The 22,056-nt window shown below is 45.3% G+C and carries 18 protein-coding genes; 11 read left to right on the top strand and 7 right to left on the bottom strand.

All coding sequences use genetic code 11. The features are described from left to right. Positions 1-48 precede the first annotated feature (48 nt). The gene (locus NH568_RS01815; RefSeq protein WP_253044251.1) at positions 49-636 is read left to right on the top strand and encodes a nucleoside triphosphate pyrophosphatase; all 588 of its coding nucleotides are present in this window, start codon (positions 49-51) and stop codon (positions 634-636) included. Here the strand turns inward: NH568_RS01815 and NH568_RS01810 are convergent. Both NH568_RS01810 and rluC read right to left on the bottom strand, forming a co-directional pair. After that, positions 598-1,266: an HAD-IA family hydrolase gene (locus NH568_RS01810; RefSeq protein ID WP_253044248.1), complete on the bottom strand. Its 669-nt coding sequence runs from the start codon at positions 1,264-1,266 to the stop codon at positions 598-600. The genes NH568_RS01815 and NH568_RS01810 overlap by 39 nt on opposite strands. After that, positions 1,256-2,218: a 23S rRNA pseudouridine(955/2504/2580) synthase RluC gene (gene rluC, locus NH568_RS01805; RefSeq protein ID WP_253044245.1), complete on the bottom strand. Its 963-nt coding sequence runs from the start codon at positions 2,216-2,218 to the stop codon at positions 1,256-1,258. The genes NH568_RS01810 and rluC overlap by 11 nt, the downstream gene beginning before the upstream one ends. 509 nt (positions 2,219-2,727) lie before the next feature. Between rluC and rne the strand changes: the two genes are divergently transcribed. Then, complete coding sequence (rne, locus tag NH568_RS01800; protein WP_253044242.1) at positions 2,728-6,066, top strand: ribonuclease E; 3,339 nt, start codon at positions 2,728-2,730, stop codon at positions 6,064-6,066. A gap of 438 nt (positions 6,067-6,504) precedes the next feature. On the opposite strand, the gene NH568_RS01795 is transcribed toward rne, so the two are convergent. Together NH568_RS01795 and NH568_RS01790 are read right to left on the bottom strand one after the other, a co-directional pair. After that, a complete protein-coding gene (locus NH568_RS01795) occupies positions 6,505-7,818 on the bottom strand; it encodes a murein transglycosylase domain-containing protein (protein ID WP_253044240.1) in 1,314 nt (437 codons plus the stop codon). Between the two features lie 45 nt (positions 7,819-7,863). Then, a complete protein-coding gene (locus NH568_RS01790; RefSeq protein ID WP_253044238.1) occupies positions 7,864-8,442 on the bottom strand; it encodes an LPP20 family lipoprotein in 579 nt (192 codons plus the stop codon). A gap of 203 nt (positions 8,443-8,645) precedes the next feature. Between NH568_RS01790 and NH568_RS01785 the strand changes: the two genes are divergently transcribed. Genes NH568_RS01785 through NH568_RS01775 form a run of 3 tightly spaced genes read left to right on the top strand, consistent with a single transcriptional unit; the run spans position 8,646 to position 11,960 of the window. After that, positions 8,646-10,355 carry a hypothetical protein gene (locus NH568_RS01785; RefSeq protein ID WP_253044236.1) on the top strand — a complete coding sequence of 570 codons (1,710 nt, stop codon included), beginning with the start codon at positions 8,646-8,648 and terminating at the stop codon, positions 10,353-10,355. 5 nt (positions 10,356-10,360) lie between these two features. Continuing rightward, positions 10,361-10,975: a penicillin-binding protein activator LpoB gene (locus NH568_RS01780; protein ID WP_253044233.1), complete on the top strand. Its 615-nt coding sequence runs from the start codon at positions 10,361-10,363 to the stop codon at positions 10,973-10,975. Next, positions 10,965-11,960 (top strand): LPP20 family lipoprotein, encoded by a 996-nt coding sequence (locus NH568_RS01775; RefSeq protein WP_253044231.1) that lies wholly within the window; start codon positions 10,965-10,967, stop codon positions 11,958-11,960. The genes NH568_RS01780 and NH568_RS01775 overlap by 11 nt, the downstream gene beginning before the upstream one ends. A gap of 127 nt (positions 11,961-12,087) precedes the next feature. Here the strand turns inward: NH568_RS01775 and NH568_RS01770 are convergent, their stop codons facing one another. Together NH568_RS01770 and yejK are read right to left on the bottom strand one after the other, a co-directional pair. Continuing rightward, positions 12,088-13,890 (bottom strand): HEAT repeat domain-containing protein, encoded by a 1,803-nt coding sequence (locus NH568_RS01770; protein ID WP_253044228.1) that lies wholly within the window; start codon positions 13,888-13,890, stop codon positions 12,088-12,090. Between the two features lie 449 nt (positions 13,891-14,339). Continuing rightward, complete coding sequence (gene yejK, locus NH568_RS01765) at positions 14,340-15,356, bottom strand: nucleoid-associated protein YejK (protein ID WP_253044226.1); 1,017 nt, start codon at positions 15,354-15,356, stop codon at positions 14,340-14,342. 66 nt (positions 15,357-15,422) lie between these two features. On the opposite strand from yejK, the gene NH568_RS01760 reads away from it, so the two are divergent. From NH568_RS01760 to NH568_RS01740, 5 genes are all read left to right on the top strand, one after another. After that, a complete protein-coding gene (locus NH568_RS01760) occupies positions 15,423-15,635 on the top strand; it encodes a DUF1414 domain-containing protein (RefSeq protein ID WP_054013983.1) in 213 nt (70 codons plus the stop codon). A gap of 4 nt (positions 15,636-15,639) precedes the next feature. Then, a complete protein-coding gene (locus tag NH568_RS01755; RefSeq protein WP_253044222.1) occupies positions 15,640-17,136 on the top strand; it encodes a DUF3413 domain-containing protein in 1,497 nt (498 codons plus the stop codon). 180 nt (positions 17,137-17,316) lie between these two features. Next, entirely contained in the window at positions 17,317-17,691 is a 375-nt protein-coding gene (locus NH568_RS01750; RefSeq protein ID WP_253044218.1) for a DUF4124 domain-containing protein, read from the top strand. Positions 17,692-17,790: 99 nt separating this feature from the next. Beyond that, positions 17,791-19,515: a bifunctional isocitrate dehydrogenase kinase/phosphatase gene (aceK, locus tag NH568_RS01745; protein WP_253044213.1), complete on the top strand. Its 1,725-nt coding sequence runs from the start codon at positions 17,791-17,793 to the stop codon at positions 19,513-19,515. Between the two features lie 12 nt (positions 19,516-19,527). Then, positions 19,528-20,466: a LysR family transcriptional regulator gene (locus NH568_RS01740; protein WP_253044209.1), complete on the top strand. Its 939-nt coding sequence runs from the start codon at positions 19,528-19,530 to the stop codon at positions 20,464-20,466. A 33-nt stretch (positions 20,467-20,499) separates the two neighbouring features. Here NH568_RS01740 and NH568_RS01735 read toward each other — a convergent pair whose 3' ends face one another. Continuing rightward, positions 20,500-20,892, bottom strand: a complete 393-nt coding sequence (locus NH568_RS01735) for a hypothetical protein (RefSeq protein ID WP_253044204.1) — start codon at positions 20,890-20,892, stop codon at positions 20,500-20,502. Between the two features lie 226 nt (positions 20,893-21,118). Between NH568_RS01735 and NH568_RS01730 the strand changes: the two genes are divergently transcribed. Further along, positions 21,119-21,979, top strand: a complete 861-nt coding sequence (locus NH568_RS01730) for a hypothetical protein (RefSeq protein ID WP_253044200.1) — start codon at positions 21,119-21,121, stop codon at positions 21,977-21,979. The last annotated feature ends 77 nt before the right edge of the window (positions 21,980-22,056 follow it).

Genomic DNA, 22,056 nt, shown 5'->3' with positions numbered 1-22,056 from the left:
GTTGTGATTATCCTATGGAGAATTTTCTACAACGCAGTGACAGTACTTATGAAATCACCACTTATATTAGCCTCCAGCTCGCCATTTAGGCAGCAAATTTTAGCAAAATTGTGCCTGCCATTTGACAACTTTTCTCCCGACATTGATGAATCAGGTTTGCCTGATGAAGCGCCTGATGAGCTGGTTGCCAGGTTAAGTGAAAGCAAAGCGCGTGTTGCGCATCAACATTATAGCAGTGGATTGGTGATTGGCTCAGATCAGGTCGCTTTATTTGACGGCAAGATACTCGGCAAGCCTCATACGGTGGAAAATGCCCATGCACAGCTAAAACAATTCAGCGGTCAGGTCATCACGTTTCTCACCGGATTATGCGTCTATCAGCTTGAAACACAGCGGGCCGTTACTAAAATTGTACCGTTTAAAGTCCATTTTCGTCAGTTAACAGACGCTCAGATTGAGCAATATGTGGCAAAAGAACAGCCGCTCAATTGTGCAGGCAGCTTTAAGAGTGAAGGACTGGGGATATGCCTGTTCGATAAGCTTGAGGGAGACGATCCCAATACATTAATCGGGCTCCCTCTGATTGAACTGACCAAGTCACTGGCAGAGTTCGGCGTTGATGTGCTCGGGCAATAAAAACGCCTGAAGCTGAGCATAGCTTTCGCACACTGCCAGCGGCGCGTATTTCTCAAGTTGCGCGGCGCTGGCCGCCCCAAGTGTTACCGCCACAGCAGGCACATTCGCATTATTGGCCAATTGCATGTCAATAGCAGTATCGCCAACCATGACGGCATCAGCAGGATTGACATCCAGCTCGCATAAGATTTGTTGCAGCATATCCGGGTCTGGTTTTGATTTTGCGTCATCCGCCGTTTTAGTAATGCTAAAATAATCACTCAAGCCACTTTGTGCCAGCAGGTTATCCAAACCAACCCGACTTTTTCCTGTCGCGACAGCCAACAAGTATCCTTCAGCTTTGAGTGCAGACAGCAACACTTCGACTCCTGTAAAGACCACTGCCGGGGTTGTGTCTTCTTTATATAGACGCTTATAAGTCAGTGCTAAATCAGCCGCGTTTTCTTGATGTTCTGGAAACAAAGTCGCCATGGCCTTTTCTAACGACAAGCCGATGATTGACTTGGACGCTTCATCAGAGACAGGGTCAAGGTCATGGGTAGTCGTCACTTTGCGTATGGTATTAACAATTTTTGGTACTGTGTCCATCACAGTACCGTCCCAGTCAAATATAATCAGCTTACGCGTCATTAGTGCTCCTTAGCTTAGCCAAACAATGCTCCAGCGCTTTATCTAATGGTGCTTCAACATGTAGTGTGGTTTCATGCTTTGGATGAATAAACCTCAGCTCCCGGGCATGCAAGAATAATCGCCCCAGGCCCAGCTGACGCATTCTGCTGTCGAACACCTGATCGCCATATTTATCATCACAAGCGATTGGATGACCTTTGCATTGGGTGTGAACCCGGATCTGGTGAGTACGCCCTGTGACAGGTGATGCCTGTACTAACGTCGCCCCCTCAAACCGTTCCAGCACCCGAAAGCGAGTGTGAGAGGCTTTGCCCTCTTCTTGATCTACCCGCACGACCCGCTCACCCGACTGTAGCGTATTCTTGCGTAGTGGTTCAGTTACATTCTTGTGTTTAGCCGACCATTCACCGCACACCAGCGCCCAATAGTTCTTCTCCATGGTTTTTTCTCTGAGCTGTTCGTGTAGCCCTTTTAAAATTGCGCGACGCTTTGAGATTAACAAACAGCCAGACGTATCGCGATCGAGTCGGTGTACTAACTCCAGACTTCTTTCTTCAGGGCGTAAGGCCCGGATAGCCTCTATTAACCCATAGCTCAAACCACTGCCACCATGAACCGCCATACCTGATGGCTTATTCATGACAATCAGGTACTTATCCTCATACAGAATCGCATCTTCCAACCCTGCGACTTTATCCAGATTTTTTGGCACAAACTCAGATTTCTCAGCGACTTTTATCGGCGGAATGCGCACTTCATCATTCAGTTGTAGCTTGTAAACCGGCTTCACCCGCTTTTTGTTAACCCTGACCTCCCCTTTACGAAGAATTTTGTAGATTGCACTTTTTGGCACTCCCTTTAGATGGGTAAGTAAAAAGTTATCTATGCGCTGACCGAGTTGGTCTTCTGTTATGGTTACAAAACTTACCTTTAAGCCGGTTTTTTCTGACATTGCCTAATCACTGAATTGAGTAATAATTTAGTTGCTATCACGCGGGTAATAGTGGGATAATCGGCGCGCCTATCTTTGCGAGCGTGCTTTTTATCGCATTGATGCCGCTGTGATGCACATCTTGGGTGGAGGATCATACAGATTAAAGCTGAGATTTCCACAGCTTTATCGACCTAGCCCAGTGACAAATACGTGCGTTTAATCTGAAATGAAGCGTGTAATAGTTCATGGTACTGATTAAACACAGCTAAATAACCGAAATTAAAAGCAATAATTATTAATGTCTTGTGTAGTTTAGTCAGGATAGGTTTGGGCCCGTGCGACCTCCGTAATTTGAGTGAAAAACTCAGTAACCCGCCACTTATGAAGCAGTGTGGCATAAGCGTTATAAGCGGAAGTAAATGATTGTTCCCGTCTCCCAGTCGTGAGACTGCATTATAAAAATAGGAACACTGAACCCCTGAACTAACAAGCACAGGCAAAGTGTAAAAATTAAGTAGAGTAAAAATATGAAACGTATGCTGATCAATGCGACGCAGCAAGAAGAAATGCGCGTTGCACTGGTTGACGGCCAGCGTCTGTACGATCTAGACATCGAAAGCCCTGGTCATGAACAGAAAAAAGCCAATATTTACAAAGGTAAAATCACTCGTATAGAACCTTCCCTAGAAGCCGCTTTTGTTGACTATGGTGCCGAGCGCCACGGTTTCCTCCCCCTCAAAGAAATTGCCAAAACTTACTTCCCTTCAGGCTATACATTCAACGGTCGCCCAAACATCAAAGATGTGATCAAAGAAGGCCAGGAAGTCATTGTTCAGGTTGATAAAGAGGAACGAGGCCAAAAAGGTGCAGCACTGACCACTTTTATCAGCGTTGCCGGCAGCTACCTGGTACTAATGCCTAATAACCCTCGTGCTGGCGGTATTTCTCGTCGGATCGAAGGTGATGAACGCATCGAACTGAAAGAAGCGTTGAGCCGCCTGAACCTGCCAAAAGGCATGGGCCTGATTGTGCGTACAGCGGGTGTCGGTAAATCTTTTGAAGAATTAGAATATGACCTGAAAGCCCTGCTGGTACACTGGGAAGCAATCCAGAATGCGGCAGACAGTGGTAAGGCTCCATTCTTAATTCACCAAGAAAGCAATGTTATCTTCCGCGCTATCCGCGATTATTTACGCCGCGATATCGGTGAGATACTAATTGATAAGGCACGTGTTTTTGAAGAAGCGAAAGCCCATATTGAGCGTTTCCGTCCGGACTTCATCAACCGTGTTAAGCTCTATCAGAATGATGTTCCGCTGTTCACGCACTACCAGATCGAAAGCCAGATTGAATCTGCTTTTCAGCGTGAAGTACGTTTGCCTTCTGGCGGTTCAATTGTTATTGATCCAACCGAAGCACTTACTTCTATCGATATCAACTCCTCAAAGGCAACTAAAGGCGGCGATATTGAGGAAACGGCATTAAATACCAACCTGGAAGCCGCTGACGAAATTGCTCGTCAATTACGTTTGCGAGACCTGGGTGGCCTGATAGTGATCGACTTCATTGATATGACGCCTCCACGTCACCAGCGTGAAGTTGAGAACCGCCTGAAAGATGCCGTGCGCGCAGACCGCGCTCGTGTTCAGATTGGCAAGATTTCACGATTCGGCTTGCTCGAAATGTCACGCCAGCGCTTACGCCCTTCATTAGGTGAAGCAAGCCAGCACACATGTCCGCGTTGTGATGGACAGGGTACCATTCGTTCAAACGAATCGATTGCACTGTCTATTTTGCGTCTGATTGAAGAAGAAGCGATTAAAGAGAACACCGCTCAGGTTAACGCGCAAGTACCTGTTAAAGTAGGCTCTTATTTGCTTAACGAGAAGCGTCGGGCCGTTCAGCGCATCGAAAAACGCCACAACTGTGACGTTGTGATCATTCCTAATCAGCATATGGAAACGCCGCATTATGACGTTGTACGCCTGCGTAAAGATGATGTGCCGGAAAGTGTGAGCTATGAGCAAGTCGTTACGCCTGAAGTAGAAGTGGCTGCCGCACCAATCGCAGCTCCTATTGTCAAAGAAGAGCCTGTTCTGAAAGGCGTTGCTATGCCTACAGCACCGGCACCAGCTCCACAACCTGCAGAAGCGACTAAGCAGCCTCAAGCACAAAAGAAAGTTGAGGAAGAAGCAGGTTTATTGAGTCGTATCGGTAAATGGCTCAAGGGCTTGTTTGGTTCTGAAGAAGAGCAAAAAGAGGAAGAGCAACCTAAGCAACAACCTCGTCAGCGTCAGGATAACCGCCGTCGCAACCAGCAGCGTCGTAAAAATCGCAACCGTAATGATCGCCGTAACGACGAACGTAACGACAATCGTAAAGCTGAGCAAGACAGCAGTGATACTAAAGCTCGCAAAGATGAGCAGAGCGACAACCAGGAGCGCAGCGAAGGCCGTAATAAGCGTCGCCGACAGAACCAGCGTCGTCGTAATGACTCTGATAAAGCGAAACAAAGCTCTGAGCAAAGTGCAGATCAAAAACAGGACAACGCAGAGCAGGCAAACCAGGACAAGCCAGTTAAGCCACGTCGCCAACGTCGTAACCTGAAAAAGAAAGTACGTGTTGAAGGTGAATCAAACAACACACAGACTACTGAGGTAATTGCTGATGTCCAGCCTGAGGTTACGGATACCCCTGCACAAAAGCCTGAGCAAGAGCAAGCTGTTGCAACCAGCGTCGCTAAAGAGACTGCACCTCAAAAAGTGGAAGCTAAGGTACAACAGGCTCCGGAGACACCTGCAGAAGAAGTGGCTGAGCAAACTCAACATAACCAAAAAGTTGAGGAATCAAGCGAAGAAGATAAAGAGCAACGCGAACAACCGCGCACTCGCTCTCGTCGCTCTCCGCGTCACCTCAGAGCTGCGGGGCAAAAGCGTAAACGCAACGAAAGCAAAGATGCAGCACCTGCGTTTGTTCCTGTCGCAGATCAAGCCGCCGCTGAGTTTGAAGCTGAAATGAGCGCAACTGCAAAAGCACAAGTCGCCGCTGCTGAGGAAACGCCAGCAGTTGAAATGCAGCCTGTTGAAACACAAACAGCTGTAGCACCGGCAGAGGAGCAGACTCAAGCTGCACCTGCTACTGAAGCCCCGGTTGAGGTGCACGCTAAAGAAGCACCTGCTGCTGAAGCCCCGGTTGAGGTGCAAGCTGAAGAAGCCCCTGCTGCTGAAGCCCCGGTTGAGGTGCAAGCTGAAGAAGCCCCTGCTGCTGAAGCCCCGGTTGAGGTGCAAGCTGAAGAAGCCCCTGCGACTGAAGCCCCGGTTGAGGTGCAAGCTGAAGAAGCCCCTGCGACTGAAGCCCCGGTTGAGGTGCAAGCTGAAGAAGCCCCTGCTGCTGAAGCCCCGGTTGAGGTGCAAGCTGAAGAAGCCCCTGCGACTGAAGCACCGGTTGAGGTGCAAGTTGAAGAAGCCACTGCGACTGAAACCCCGGTTGAGGTGCAAGCTGAAGAAGCCCCTGCGACTGAAGCCCCGCATGAAGTGCAAGTTGAAGAAGCGCCTGCTACTGATACCCCGGTTGAGGTGCAAGCTGAAGAAGCGCCTGCTACTGAAGCCCCTGCTGGAGCTGAAGAAGCACCGATTGCTAAACAAGCTACAGCGCAGACAGTATCAGTCCGCTCTCGTTATCAATACGTCGCCGAAGCACCTATGACAAAAGCGACAGCTGATGATAGTGCCGATATCACCATTTCTGTAACTGCCATGCCTGATTCCATGCGCGAAAAGGTAAGTGATAGCGGCCAGGGCTCTGGCTCTAAGTCTCCTACAGCACGCGCAAGCTCAGCAATGGCATCACCAGCCAGCTATGAATAAGCGCTAAGCTGCACGATAAAAAGGGTCGCCTGTGCGGCCCTTTTTAATGCCTTGAGATCTGAATAGCCAAGTAGATATGTAATTTCTAAATCGCGATGAAGCCACGCAGCCGAGACTATTAGCCCGAACAATCGAATTATGGCACCTCAATCAAGATATCTCGTGAAGATCCGGCACACATAAAGACAAACCGCACTAAACGACAAAAAACCAAGAGCTTAGACTGTATCTGTAACTCTCTCAGAAACCAACATCTGAACATCATAGTCACTGCATCGGATAGGAGGCGTAGTTGACATCAGAAGTGGCAGTATTTTACCAATTGGAATAGCTTGACACAGCTAGATTCAAAGGGGGTCTATAGATAAATAAGTGATATTTACACTTTGATGAAAAGAAAATACCAGAGTCATTAATTCTGGTACTTCGTTTTTTGAGTTAAATATACAGTTTTTCAGTCGCCAACACTTTTTTCAGATAGCGACGAGTTTCATTGTAAGGTAACCCTTGTTGCAACACTTCCAGTACACGCTCGGGAGACAGCGAGTTAATAACTCTTGCTGCCCGGTTAATATTGCGCGAGCCATCCGCATTAAATACACTGGCGACATTGCCTGCCCCCGTGTTGTAAGCTGCAATCATGCAATACTTACGGCTTAATGGGTCCTTGATCGCGCTAAGATAACGGTCATTGAGAAGGTGCAAGTAAGCCGTTCCAGCTTCGATGTTATTATCCACCACATAGAGATAAGGCGGGCTCATTGGTTCATCCAGTTTGTACAAGTAGCGATTGACGTCTACGCCGGCGCTGGTTGGTACTATCTGCATTAAACCAAATGCCGGAATATGCGATTTCGCCAGAGGATTAAAGTGGCTTTCTGTGTGCATGACAGCCAGCACCAGGCTGGTATCGATTTCAAAGCGTTCGCTTTGCTTTGCAATTTGACCTTGATACTCTGAAGCCCGTTTTTGTGCCAGGCCATTTTTCGGCATTTTGATCCGTACCTGAGTCACTTGCTGTGGCTCAGTCTTAGAGATCTGTCTAACAGATTTTGTCAGATTTTTGATACGCTTAGTGGCAAGTTCATCAAGTTCAGCTTTCTTTGTTGCCAACTCATTATTTGCGGCTTCCAGCAACTGCGGCTCAGACTGCAATGCCAGTGCTGCATCGGCCTGTTGCTCTGCTAACTTTTTCTGTTCCTGTGTTTGTTGCTTGATCTGTGCTTTGGCGGCGATGATAGACTTTACACGTAGTCCATTATCTATCGCAACTTGCTCTCTGTAAGTCTCGCCATCGGTTAACGATTCACCACTAAGAAATGATTGGAAGAGCCCCCCTTCAGATTGGCGAAATCTTTCTATGGCTTGAGAAATTTCTTGCTCTGATACATGGGTGCCGGCATGATGGCGCACACTGAGAACAATTTCATCATTCTCAAAGTCAACTTCTAACCTTTCCCGGTTGTCGTCAGAGTAGCTGACAAACTGGCTCTGACTTGAAACTTTCGCCTCTCCCCACTGCTGGATCAGTTTGTCACGAAACGCATCAAACTCTGCAAAATGTTCTTCTACGTAGTCATTAAACTCTTGCAAATGCTGCGCTTTATAGCGTTCAAATTCCGTTTGCTCCTGGGCGTTGTTATCATAGGTTTGCATTGCCGCTTCCAGTTCATTAAATAAACTAGATGTACTGGCGAGAGCAGCAGCGGCAGCAAACTGAGATGCAATCGTCAATGCAAGTATGTTTTTCACAGCCCACTCCTTCAATGAACAGCGCACCTGTTGGTGCGCTCGCTATTAGTTTGTTAATCTGGCGATTTCTTTTTCCAGGTCTTTTTCGGCTTTAAATGCTTTGAACTCTTGATACAAGAATTGTTCATCCTGTGGATTAATCTGTTGTTTGCTTTCTTTTATCAGGTCTTTAAACAGGCTTTTAGTTAGCGCTGGCGATAACGTCGTAAGTGCACAAAAATAATCTTTGCCGCCAATCTCTACAACATCAGCTTTAATAACGCGTGAACCGTTTAAAGTCTGCTTAGTCAGTTGCTTGGAAACAGAGCTAAAGGTTGCTCCAACAGTCGTCTCTTCATTGGCATCAGTACGATTAGAGAAAGTTTTATCTAATCCTTCGATGCGTGTCTCAATTTGCTGGGCTAAAGCAAGCCTTGCGTTAGCAACAGCCATTTTCTGGTCAATAGAGATATTACCAGAAAACTTCACGCAATCCGCAGCAGCGATACCGTTTTCAACAGCTGGATTCAGTACCCAGTCTGGTATATTTATCTTCGACTCAGAAGCTGTTTTTTCTCCAGTAGAGCTACAGGCTGTTAACATCCCTGCAACGAGCATAGTAGTAATAAGCGGTTTGATCTTCATGATATTGTCCTTCGAGCTATTGATTGCCTAAGCGATGATTTAAATTTAACAAAAGCCTGACTGCTTTACAGTAATAAATTGTAAGAACGATTTCTTACAATATTCAGCTTCAAAAAAAGCAAAATAATCTTTAAGTTAGTGCAAATATATCCAACTTATTTGGTATAGTCACCGTAAACTTTATCACAAGCAAAGGAAGCGTAATGCTATCTCTTCTTCGTACTCTGCATTATCGAGCTTGGTTAACCGTGACCCTGATAGTGGTTCTGACAGGATGTAATTCAACACCCGCCAACAAAAATGCAATACTACTTGCTCAGAACGGTCACTATGAGCAAGCCAAAACAACAATTGAAACGACCTACTCTGCAACAGGTAAAAACAAGCTGTTACGCTATCTTGAATTAGGCACATTGTATCACCTGGAGCAACAGTATGAGTTGAGTAATGATAACCTCGACACTGCCAAAGCAATCATCGAAGAACAATATACTGTTAGCGTCTCAGAGCAAGCGTTGGCGCTACTTAGCGGACCAACTTACACCACGTTCTCAGGCAAAGCATTCCATCGCCCGATGATCAATGTATTTAAAGCGCTAAACTACAACGCCCTGGCAAACCAGCATCCAACTCAGAGACAATATTATTTGGATGCTGCTTTGGTTGAAATGCGCCAGCTTGATACCTATTTATCGACATTAACCGACGAAACGGGTGGCTATGATGGCAAGCCAAGCGGTGACGGGCTCACCGACAGTGTTATGCGTATTTTGCAGCCGCTCCTGGCACCGAACGACTTACTAAAAAATATTGACTACAAAGATGATGCATTTGCTCATTACATCAGTGGTATTCTGTATGAAAGCAGTAACGAGTTAGATGCTGCACGCATCCAGTATCAAAGAGCTGCCACAGCCTTTGAGCAAGGTTTTGCTAAGCAGTATGACTTAAACAGTACCGTCACACAGCAAGCTTATTCTGACTTGGCTCGAGTCATGCGTAAGGCAGGTGGTTATGGCAATGAACTTAGCGCACTTGAAGAGAAGTGGGGACATAGCATTAGCAATACAAAGCACGCAGGCCCTCGTCTTACTGTGGTGCAAAATGCTGGGATTGGTCCACAGCGCAAAGAGTTTAATTTGTTATTAAAAGCAGATCATAATGCCAAGGCACTGGTCGTAACGCCAATACTCTGGGGGACGCCTGCAGAGCGACGAGCTCAAATGTGGTGGTTCCAGATGCTATATGCAGATACCAGCTTGTTCGACATGATGCAAAATTATGCTACCGGTGACCTGGGTGATGTTGCGATGGGTGCACTGACTAAGCGTTTGCCTTTGGGTGACTCTCTTTGGAAAAGTGCCAAGACTGCAGGACTGATTGATGCGCTGGAACACGGCAGCCGCATTGCGGTGACATATTTGGAGCCATTTGAACAAAAAATCGAGAAGACCGAGCTTTGGCTTGACGGCAAAAAAGTAACAGAGCTGGATAACTATCACTCTGTAAGCCTGCTGACCTTACAAAGCGCACTTAAAAATGCCAACACTGAGATGCAAATAGCGCTGACTCGAGAGGTTGTTAAAGCCATGACGGCGCATAAGGCAATTCAGAGTACCGGCCTGCAGGCATTTGATGGCTTTGCCAAGTTAGCAACCAGTGTTGTCAATGCTGTTACAGCAGGGGCTGATTTACGTCAATGGCAGTCGCTTCCATCACACATCAAACTGGCACAAGTTCCTGTCACACAAGGTACGGTCAATATTACGCTCAAAACTAAACTGCGTTCAGGCAAAATCATAGAGCAATCTGACACAATAGAAATCAACGAAAATATGACGCTGTGGCATACGCGCACTTTCATTGAAAGTGCTAAATCTGCGGCACCATCAACTCTGTTTACAATGGAATAATTGTTATGAACTGTAAAACCACACTTTTAAAGCTAGCTCCTTTGGTTGTTGCATGTAGCTTAGCCATCACTGGCTGCTCTTCAACTAAAGTACAAAGAGTAGATGCAAATCAAGAGGTTGCCCTTTCTGACAAGTGGAACGGCAAGGACTCGCAATTGGTTGCAGAGGCTATGATCAACGATATGTTGAGCTTTCCATGGGTTAACGATCACTTACAAAAGGAAGGGGCTCGTCCTGCTATTATAATTCAGTCAGTACGCAATAAATCGCACCAGCATATTGCAGTTGATACCTTTTTAAATGATTTAAAACGTTCAATTTTACGGAGCGGCCAGGCGGACTTTGTAGCAAACAAAGATGTTCGCCAGGAGATCCGAGACGAAAGGAAAGACCAGGAGCTCAATGCCAGCCTTGAGACGCAAAATGAAATGGGTCAGGAGCAAGGCGCAGATTACGCTCTGTCAGGCACTATCAACTCTTTCGTCGACCAGCAAGGCGGCGATCGCGTGACTTTCTATCAGGTCGACCTGAGATTGATCGATATGACCACAAACCGTGAGGTATGGAATGGACAGAAGAAAATTCAGAAGCTTCAGGAGCGCTCACGCTTTGGCTTCTAAACCCCTGCTCGCAACCCTGCTAGCAACAGCAATTATCAGTGGCTGTGGAGCAAATAATGCTACCCTGCCCCCTGTTGACACAAAGCCAGCATGGATCACCGCCATGCCAAGCTCAAGCTATATGCTCTACGGTGTCGGGAACGCGCAAAACACGGGCGATTTGCAGCAGGCAAAACTGGCGGCGCAGGAGGCAGCCCGACTGGCTTTGGCAAAACAGCTTAATGTTACAATTTCTGCCACTACACGCATCGAGCAATCAGCAACTGAGAAGTCAATGCAGTTTCATGTGGATGAACTGATCAATTCGAAGGTGCCGGATATTCATTTGCAAGGTGTTAAAATTGAGGATGAATATGTCAGTGCAGATAGACAAACCGTTTTTGCGTTAGCCGCCTTTAACCGCACCGAAGCTGCTATGCAAACAGAGTTAACGATTCGTGCGTTTGATGAAGACATTGCACAGTTCAGGTTGGCAGCCACAGGAAGTAAGTCTCAACAGCTGAAACAGGCTGCCGCGCTTAAAGAGCTGTTGGTCAAGCGCAACAAACAAAACCGTTACCTGACGCAGCTCCAAGCCGCACCTCTTGCTTTGCCTGAAGCGGTTCGAGCCAAACAAGCTGAGGCGGATGCAATCATTAACGACATCAGCTTTAGCATTGAGGGCGATAGCAAGGCACATCGCAAGGTTCGCGATATTTTGGCAAAAGCACTGAGTTCACAGGGAATAAAAGTGACCACAGGTGATGCCGACTTTGCTCTCAAATTTACTGTAGACTGGCAAGATATGGAAAAAACCGGCACCTTCTACAGCGTAGCAGAGAGCTATCTGGTAGTGCTGGAAGACGGTGAAGAGCAGGCACACTTTAATACTAAAGTAAAAGCGGCTTCAAGCTATAAAGAGACAGCCAAAAGCAATGCAATGACCAAACTAGCTGGCAAGTTAGGTACTCAACTGGCACAGTTTGTTGTTACCGGCAAATCCTAAGTTGGATAAGTCTTAACTTGATCTGTCAGATTTGACTAATAAAGTTTAATCAAATCTGACAGTCTCGTATGTGCCATTACCTGCCACCCAATTCTCCTGGTCTTTCCTGCTGGAAATGCCTTGCCTTTCAATTGCTACTATCACAGTTAGCCATTTTCAGGCCTTTTTTGGGATGAAAAACAACCGAACCAGAAACGGTGTTAATTAACACTGACTCTTTATTAATCTTCCACGATGTACTTGGTGCCCCTGGCAATCGGTAAAAAGGCTTTATGTTGTAGCCCGCATCAGTATGTTCAAGTCTATAAATCAAGCCGTCATTTAAGAGCATGTGCGCTAGTCCGGTAATGACATAAGCGTATTCACCCAGAACATATATATCTTCAATGTTCTCGTTTAATAAAGTCTCCGTTGTTTCATTGTCAGCAAAAACCACAAGCTCACCGCCCCATTCACCTCGGTTGTCACCAGTCAGCCACTTTCCACCAAATCTAACGGCAAGTGAAGGCACTACAAAACTCATGGGAGAGGCGCAGTAATCGCTATATGCTTTGCTGGTACACATTGGATTTTTATATTGGAAGGACTCTAACTTTTTCTCTCGTCCTCCGTATTGCTTTAATTCAACAGGCTCAGAAACCATTGCATAATCAGTCTTATCGCAAGTATGGTTTTCTTCACTCAAATGCTGATAGTCTAGAAACTCAGAAGCAAATTTATCAGGATGATATTTAGATTCGAGCACTTTGTGGGCTTGCATTGAAGCAACTGTTTTTTGGGCGTACTCTCTTAGCGGTTTGTACCAGTGTGTTTTGGCTACTCTCTTAATGTGAGGAATTGTGGCGTGATCTGCCAATAAATGAAGCGCTTTAATCGCTGCATAAGCCTGCTGCCAGTCCACCTCATTGGATATACGTTGCAATAATTCTGGAATAGCCTGGTGATAGCCGATATATCCCAACGTAACTGATGAATGAATCCTATCTTCCCATGATTCAGAGTTAAGATATGCCATTACATCACCACCAACGCTATTAGCTGCTTGCCCCATCTCAGACAAATCTCTAAAAACCATGAGGTTCGGATCAAAACCAGAAGGTCCTGTTTTTTCTCGGTTTAGTTTTCTAACCAATAATCTAGCCCCTAGTGGGCTTTTCATGTTCTGGAGAGACATTAAAGCAGAGTCAGAAAATTCAATATTCTTTTCAGCATATTGGTGTATCTGATTAGCTATTTGCGGGTTTCCTGTAATGTAGCCAATGATTGATAGTGCGGTGCGCCTGGCATGTAAGTCTACCTTTTCATTCGTTGCCAGGCTAAATAACTGCATGGCGGATTTATCGTCTGAAATTTTTGTCCAATATTGGTAATTGTAGAAGACTTCTCTGAATCCTTTAAACTCCTCTTCAGAGCAGGAGCCAAAACAACGAAGGCCTTCAATTAAATATGGAATGCCGCCTAACCCAAACCTGTTGAAGGCAGTACCGATTTGGTTAGATGCAGTTTGAACTCTTTTTAATTCAGAAACTAGATATCTGCCAGCTTCATCCCCTCTAACATATCCAAGCGCCCCATATGACCAACCTCCACTCCCATCAAGCTCAATATTGTTCTGGATTACACGCCGAATAACTGCAAAGTCATTTGCATTTAAATCTTTGATATCCCCTATCAAACTATCAGCAACCTTACGGCGATTAGGATCATCTTCAGCAGTGAGTTTAGCTAGCGGTAATAACGCTTCTCGGCCAAAAGATTTAAGCTTGTCTCTTACACTATCATTGACTGTACCGGATCCCCATGCCTTCTCTTGAGTTTCTGGTATAAGTGCAATACATTCATCTACAGAATTACATTCTTCTGCATACGCAGTATGAATGCTCACTGTCACATTCAGCATCAAAAAGATTACAAGCCAACTCCATTTCATCTGAATATTTTCCTAATTCATTGGTTAATGATTGTTTCCAAAAAATAATATCATTTGATTTGTCTTCAATCTATGCCGCTCAGAGCGGAGCCAACTTATAGCTTTCAGATGATTTGAAATGTGAAGCCAGTTTTGTTTATCGTTCGTATGGGACCAGTTTATTGATGATAAACCTTTGGTGGACGGCTATTTTTCACTTTTTATTGCCTGTCAGGTGAAGTTTAAACCTGTCCATCTAAGCAGTAAGATAAGATATGAGCTGCGACACCTTAATACCAATTTGCTTAATTAAGTATTCTATTTTGAGGCAAGAAAATATCGTCGATAACACCGTTAGCGGCATATTTGCTCCTTCAAATTGAAGAAGTATTCAGTGGAATTGGTATAATTATATCAATCTCTATTTACTGCATGTTAAAAAGGGCTAACACGAGTTAGCCCTTCTCTGTTTACTCACTTTCTTGCTGATAGAACTTTTCCAGCTGATCTTTGAGGTTCGGCGGCACGCCTTTAATCGTCAAAGTATCACTTTGCGGATCATACAATACTCGATCGCCAAGATGTTTGCGCTCAAACCCAACGCTCACACCACCACCCAGGCCGGAGAATTTAACCATAGTGGTGACGGTTTTTTTATCTAGCGGAAAAGACTCTTCCAGTTCATAGCCCTGCTGCTTATAAAAGTCTTCAAACTGAACATCCGAAGACTTAGACACTGTATCTGATAAAGATTCGACATCTGCATCTTCGCCACTATTGATACAGTCATTACAATAATCAAACACCTCTTTGCGGATCGCGTCCTTCTCTTCTTTGCCAAATTGTTGCTCAGCAAGGTAATCTTCTACCGCATGTAGCATTGTCTGAGACTGCTGTTTAGGGTCAATACCTTCAGCGCAGCCCAGAAAATCAAGAAAGAAATCTGCTACTTTTCTGCCCGCACGACCTTTAATGAACGAGATATAACGATTTTCATCCGCTTGCGTATCCCAGGCGGTTAGGTCTATACGTGCAGCCAGCTGCATACGCGAAATATCTAAATGTCTTGATGCCGCCAGGTCCAGTTCAGAGGTAATCGAGTAGTGCTCTTTAATGTTGATCATGGCTATCAACAAATAGTCGCTGGCAACATACTGATAATGACAAAACACCAGATAGCCGGTCTCGTTAAACGCATATTTGTTCAACTCTTCCTTCAACACTTCGGTTGCCTGCTGCGTAAGATGCCAAAACGCCAGCTCGTTGTTACGATAGCTCTGCATTGCAGACGCAACGCGGCTGTCTTTATCGGGATCAAAAGCACAAAAGCCTTTTCCTGGCTTGCCATTGTAAGCGTGATGGAGCTGCTCGATAAAAACCGCGACCCGATCATTAATCTGCATCTCATCTTCACGTAAATGAATTTGTGTTTCTTCGTCTTGCTTGTCGACATAGTGTACAACAAGCTTGTTCACCTCAATGCTCATCTTTGTTTTTAACGCCTCTGGTGTTAGAATAGAAAGAATTATAACTCTTTTTATTTGAACCAACCGATGCCTATCCAGTCAAAATATTCCAACCAACAAGTAGAACAAATTGTCGACCAACTGTTAAACGTACTGACAGAGAATCAGGCAACCGTCGATTTAAGCTTAATGTGTTTAGGAAATTCTATCACGCACATCATCAAAGAGCATGTGCCAGAACAGAAAAGACAAGCGGTTGCTGAAAATTTTGCCAAGGCGTTGACTCAGTCGGTAAAGTAACTGAATGAACCTATCTTCGCACAGCCCTTTTTCTTCAAAGGCCAGCCAGCTATTAAGCTGGGGACATTGGTTTACCTTTGCCAATATCGGCTTGGTATTACTCATTACCTTAAGCTATCTGGCCGCTGACAAAGCCCCCACGACCACGCTTGGCTGGCTCTACATGCTAGTCACCTGGCTCAGCCACACCAGCTTTATTACTTTTTGTGTTTTTGTGCTAAGCATCTTTCCACTCAGCCTGATATTTCCCTACCCAAGGCATATTCGGGGCATGGCCGCTTGTATTGCAACACTGGGGATCTCGGTGCTATGTATCGATGCGTTTGTCTATTTCCAGCTTGGTTATCATTTAAACCTTCAAGCATTACCTGAGATACTCTCACTTATCTGGAAAACTATCAGTGGCTCACCGGCAGTCAACAGCCTGATTGTGCTGGCCATTATAGCCTCGATTCTGAGTTTTGAGCTTATCGTCGGCAATCATGCCTGGCGTCATCTGGAACGTCTGAAAGGCTACTCCTTCCCCAAGTTAGCCAGCTCAATTTTGGTAACCTGCTTTGCAACCAGCCACATTATGCACATCTGGGCGGACGCGAATAGTTACTTTGACATTACAATGCAAGACAATGTACTGCCATTATCCTACCCAACAACGGCTAAGACGCTGCTTGCAAGGCATGAGTTACTCGATATGCAAGAATACAAGCAGGCCAGATCGCTCAATGTCGGGCCCAATGAAGTGACTTATCATCCACCAGCTACATTGGATGTTTGCCCTACGCAAAGCACGCCTGTCAACCTTGTGATTGCGAAAGCACTGAATGTGCACACTGAAAAGTTATTGGCCCACCCAGCCTGGTACCATTCAGATCAATTACTGGCACCTACAAACATTGACGATTTCAGATTCAACTTAATCTATGGTCTACCCGCATACTATAAAAAACCGCTTGTGACTAACCAGCAGTCTCCGGTCTGGTCTTCGCGCCTCACCTTATCTGTGACGGAAATATCCCAATTCGATTATATTGATAAGGTTGCTGATGCAAACATTGCCGTGTCTTACGCAGGTGAAGGTTTTACGTTGCCAGAAGATGCACCTGCCACAATAGTCATTGTCGAGCCTGATAGCTCTGATATCGTTACAACAACACGGTTTATTACCAATATACCCGCTTTTTTCGGACACTCAGAGTTGATTCAAGTGAGTGACGTGATGACCACAATAATCGCAGAACACTTTCGATGTGGCGCACTCGCAGCAACCAGTATGTTAGGCAATAATGTTGCTACAGATACCCTGAATGAAGGTGTAAACTACTCTCGCGGCGTGCTCATTGCCTACAAGAAGGACCGCATCACCCTCATCGCTCAGGATGGCAGCTACAAGCAGATATCTGCCAAAGAAGGGTTCACCTTAGATCAAAAGCTAGACGTCCCCTTTTTAATTCAGAGTATTAAGCGGCTTAAACAGTTCAACCAGACGCCGGCAGGAAACTAACGCGGCGTCAATTCGAACACTTGCGATATTGAGCAATTTTACTATCTTGAAATAAACACAGGTTTCAGGGAAGCTTTCGCTATGAGGATACTGATGATCTTGCCTTGGCTATTATTGCCAATGATAAGCTCTGCAAAAACAACGTTCAGCTACTATAAATGTGTCACAGGGGAAACGACTGTGTACAGTCAGCATCCGTGTGCAGCCAACGCGACACAACATACTGTAAGCCACTCCAATCCTGATGCTCCCGCCCCTGATGGCCAATACACAAAGACACTCAACAATATTGAGCGCCAACAGCTTGTTCTCAGATTGAAGAAAACACTGAGGGCCAAAAAGCAACAAGCCGCAGTGTTAGGAAGAAAAAGAGATGAAGCAACCCGGGACGAGCAGCGACGCATTTCGCGCATGATGGAAAAAAGTGAACGCGCCAAAACACTCAAAGATGTAAAGCGTAATATAAAGTCTATAAATACGGCGTATCTCAAAGAAGTTAAAATTCTAAATAAAGAGATTACACGACTTGAAAAGCGCCTTAAGCATTTAGAATAACCCTTTCTATTGTAAGCTCGGGTAAACTACTCCCACCGGCATTCGGACTTGAGAGGCAGGCATTTGTGCGCTAAAGTAACTCGCAGATCAGGAGGTCCGATGAGTTGCCAAGTTCAAACAATCGCAGAGTACATACTGTCAGGGTTCCATGCCCATTTTGCGCTATTTCAAAAAATCACGGCGCGAGCTCCCATTGCATTTGCACAACAAAGGTGGGGGGAAATTGAACAAATCAGTAAACAGCGGATCAGTTTGTATGATACCCGAGTCAACGACACCGTTGAAGCACTGAAAAAACAAGTCACACTCGCTCCCCCTGACGAGTCACTCTGGCATCAGATTAAACAATACTACGCAGCGCTACTTTCCTTCCACCCTCAGGCAGAACTAGCCGAAACATTCTATAACTCTGTCTTTTGTAGATTGTTTCATCGACGATACTATAAAAACGACTTTATTTTTGTCGCAACCACGCTTGAAAAACCCACAACCTTACCCATTGAAGCCGAATTCCGAAGCTATTTTCCTGTGGTTTCAGGGCTCAAACCCACAATCCGCAACATGATTTCACATATGGATTTACAATGTGGTTTTCGCGATTTGGAACAAGATATCAGACTGCTGGTTAAAGCCTTCATCAAACAAGCACCGAGTACCCACCACAGTCATCATGGACTGCGCTTTGATATTCTCACAGCACCTTTTTATCGTAACAAAGGCGCTTATATTGTTGGCCGGGTTGTCTCGAAGTCAGGTGTTCAGCCATTCATCATTGCACTATTACATCATCCACAGGGTGGCATCTATATCGATGCGCTACTAACCAAAAGTGCACAAATGCGCGTCATTTTTGGCTTCGCACGTGCTTATTTCCTGGTTGAAACCCAAGCGCCGTCTGCAATGGTGGGATTTTTACAGCAGCTAATGCCAAATAAAACAACCGCCGAGCTTTATAATGCCATCGGGTTTCACAAACAGGGCAAAACCGAATTCTATCGCGACTTTCTATTTCATCTGCAGCACAGCGAGGATATCTTTACCGTGGCACCGGGTACGCCAGGTATGGTAATGATGGTATTTACCCTTCCCAACTTTCCTTTTGTCTTTAAAGTGATTAAAGATGTTTTTGCTGAGAGTAAACCCTTCGGCAGGGATACTGTACTGGCACGCTACCAACTGGTAAAAAGTCATGACCGCGTGGGTCGTATGGCCGATACCATTGAATACTCAGAGGTGGTGCTCCCCAAAAGCAAGTTTTCTTTGGAGTTACTGGCTCAACTCAAGGCAACAATCGCCAATAACTTGCGAGATGAGGGAGATTATGTCGTCATTAAGCACTTGTACATTGAGCGACGTATGACACCGCTGAACCTTTTTTTGCAGACTGCCGATGAACAAACAGCCAAACAAGTGATCGAAGACTATGGTCATGCTATCAAGGAAATGCTCAGCGTGAATATATTCCCAGGAGATATGTTACTGAAAAACTTTGGCGTGACCAAACATCACAGAGTGATATTTTATGATTACGATGAAGTACAGTATCTGACGGATATGAACTTCAGGCCCATGCCTAAGCCGTCCCTGGAAGACATATATAGTGGCATAGCAGAGCCCTCTGCTGCGCCAAATGATGTATTTCCTGAACAATTGTGTACATTTGTACTGACAGACTCTAAACTCAGAGCGGTGTTTGAGCATGCCCATGAATCATTACTTAAGGTGGAGTATTGGCAGCAAGCTCAGCGGGACGTAAAAACACATGTTGTGAAACAGATATACCCCTACCCGGCCAAACAACGTTTCTACCAGCATATAGAATAATAAAGGAACACCGTGAATATAAGTAAAATTGACCTGAACCTATTGGTTTATCTGGATACGCTACTACGAGAATGTAATGTAACTCGGGCAGCAAACCAGTTAAGCATAACTCAACCTGCAATGAGCAATGGTCTGAAGCGGCTAAGAAATTTGTTTAACGATCCCATTCTGGTTCGGACGAGTGAAGGCATGGTACCCACAGAACGCGCGCTGGAGCTCCAGCCCGTTATCCGTGGTATTTTAATGACATTAGAAGAAACGCTGGCACCAAATCGAGAGTTTGAACCAGGGCAAAGTAAGCGGGTCTTTCGGATTATGGCCAGTGATTACGCTGCCAGTACACTCGCTCCTAAGTTACTGAATAAACTCCATATGGAAGCACCAGATACCACACTCGACATTCTCACACCCAGTGATGTTACATTCCATGACGTCGAGAATGGTAAGGTAGATATGGCCATAAACAGGTTTGAAAACTTGCCTCAGTCTTTCCATCACAAACGAATTTGGAAAGATAGTTTTTGTTGCTTGATCAAGTCAGACAACCCAATAAGGACAGGCTTTAACTTAGATGCCTACTTAAAGGCACGACACATATGGGTTAGTAAGACCGGCTTTGGCGTTGGCGTGGGTATGGATCCGGCTGACGTTCAGAAACTGGGCTGGGTAGATGAGGCTCTGGCTCACTTTGGGAAGCATCGTAACATCGCAACGTTTACACGCAATTACCACGTTGCAATCCACCTGGCAAAAGAGCAAAACTTAATCGCCACCTTGCCATCAAAAGCTGCCAATATCTACCGGGACGATCCTAACCTGGCGATCCTTGAGCCCCCTTTCCCTATTCCGCCATTTGAATTAGACATGATCTGGAGCCCCCTCTTGCACCGAGACGCCAGCCACATCTGGTTAAGACAAAAAATAGCAGAAGTCGCAGAGGCACTCAAATAGCCCTCAGCTCAACAACTGATATAGGGGTATCCCCTATATCTCACTCTCTAGCATAGCCAGCGCACGTTTCTCACTGTCACACACTTCGCCATTTGCTTCACTGATTTTATGAGCGATTGATACAGCTAATTCGCGCATGGGTTTGTCTACAATGTGGCTTAATCTGTGCTGAATATAGCTTTCAGTCTGTTCCTGCTTAATGGCTATCAGACACTTACCCAATGCATCATCCATATAATCCTGTAACGAGATAGCTGAATTCCAGTGCAAAGTTTTAGCCCAATCCCGGACAATATTCATTTCCTCAGTTTCAATTTTTCCATCAATACTGACAAACAACAGAGCAATATCCAACAAGGACTCTTTTTGCAATTGCTCCACACATATCCCCATATCGAAGTGGTTCAATAGTTGTTCAAATTTCATATTAATTAGTTCCTTGTAATTGAGTTGACCCTTACCAGTGACAGCAGTGATTGTATTGTCAGGATAGCTGGAACCTTACTTTGCTCTGCCTGACACTTGCTTGCCAATGTCGACGTATAATCACACCTAGCATTCAAACATATTCTACAAATGCCAGGTTGTCACTTTAAAAATCGTCAACTCACCCCCTCTGAGCTAGACTTTCTTAGAAAACACGGGAGTCGCTATGCCTTTGTTGAAACTCTTACTTTTGAAAGTATTACTTATTTTAGGCTTATCACTGTCTGCTCACGCTCGTATCTCGATTTCTATAGAAGAAGATATTTATCAGTACGCGAAGGAAGTTCTGGCGGAGCAATCCATTTCCGATTTCTCTGCTGAAATATTTAACCATCCGAGATGCCAACGTGATGTTGTTGAATTTCTCATCGCACAACGTGCGCTATATGAAGGAGGGTTTAAACACACCTTTAGCTTTACGCTGGGCAATTACGATGCAAGAAACCTGAAATTACTTGAGTCAGGTTTGCTGTTGATGAGCTTTGATACAATCTGGCTCACTCAGGCCAAGTTGATTGCCGGTGATGTTTATATCTCAGAGCCTATCATCGAAAAAGGAAACTACTTTGCAGGGATCTACACATCACACACCAACAAAGCACGTTTGCGTAATAAAATCACCCAAGATCTCAGTAATGTAAGTGTGGTAAGTAGCAAGGCCTGGTTAGTTGACTGGCTCACACTCAAGGCACTCTCCCCTAAGCAGCTTCATCATGAAGACGACTGGATCACAATGGCAAAGTTGGTCAGTAATGGCTGGGTTGATGTCATGCTAGTCTCCTTCAACAATACTCGCCCGTTTTTCTACGAAGGGGCGGGTTACAGGATAGAAGCGATTGAGGGGGTAAAGATAGCCCTTCAGGATAGCCGCCATTTTGTCGTTTCCCGACATCACCCTCTCGGTAAAGAAGCATATGATGCGCTAAAGTTAGGCTTGGCAAAATTAAAAGCAAGTCAATTTATCCACCGAGCTTACCGTCAGTGTGGTTTCATCAACCCTTTGGTTGATGAGTGGTACACTCTTTAACCCTAAAATCGCAATTATCAGTTTTAATTTTAGGTATTCATAATTCTTCCATTTTCTTCTCCTAAATTTCCAGCCTC

The sequence above is a fragment of the Pseudoalteromonas sp. XMcav2-N genome, from assembly GCF_024124545.1.
Taxonomy (GTDB): domain Bacteria; phylum Pseudomonadota; class Gammaproteobacteria; order Enterobacterales; family Alteromonadaceae; genus Pseudoalteromonas.
This window is presented reverse-complemented; position numbering and strand designations above follow the sequence as displayed.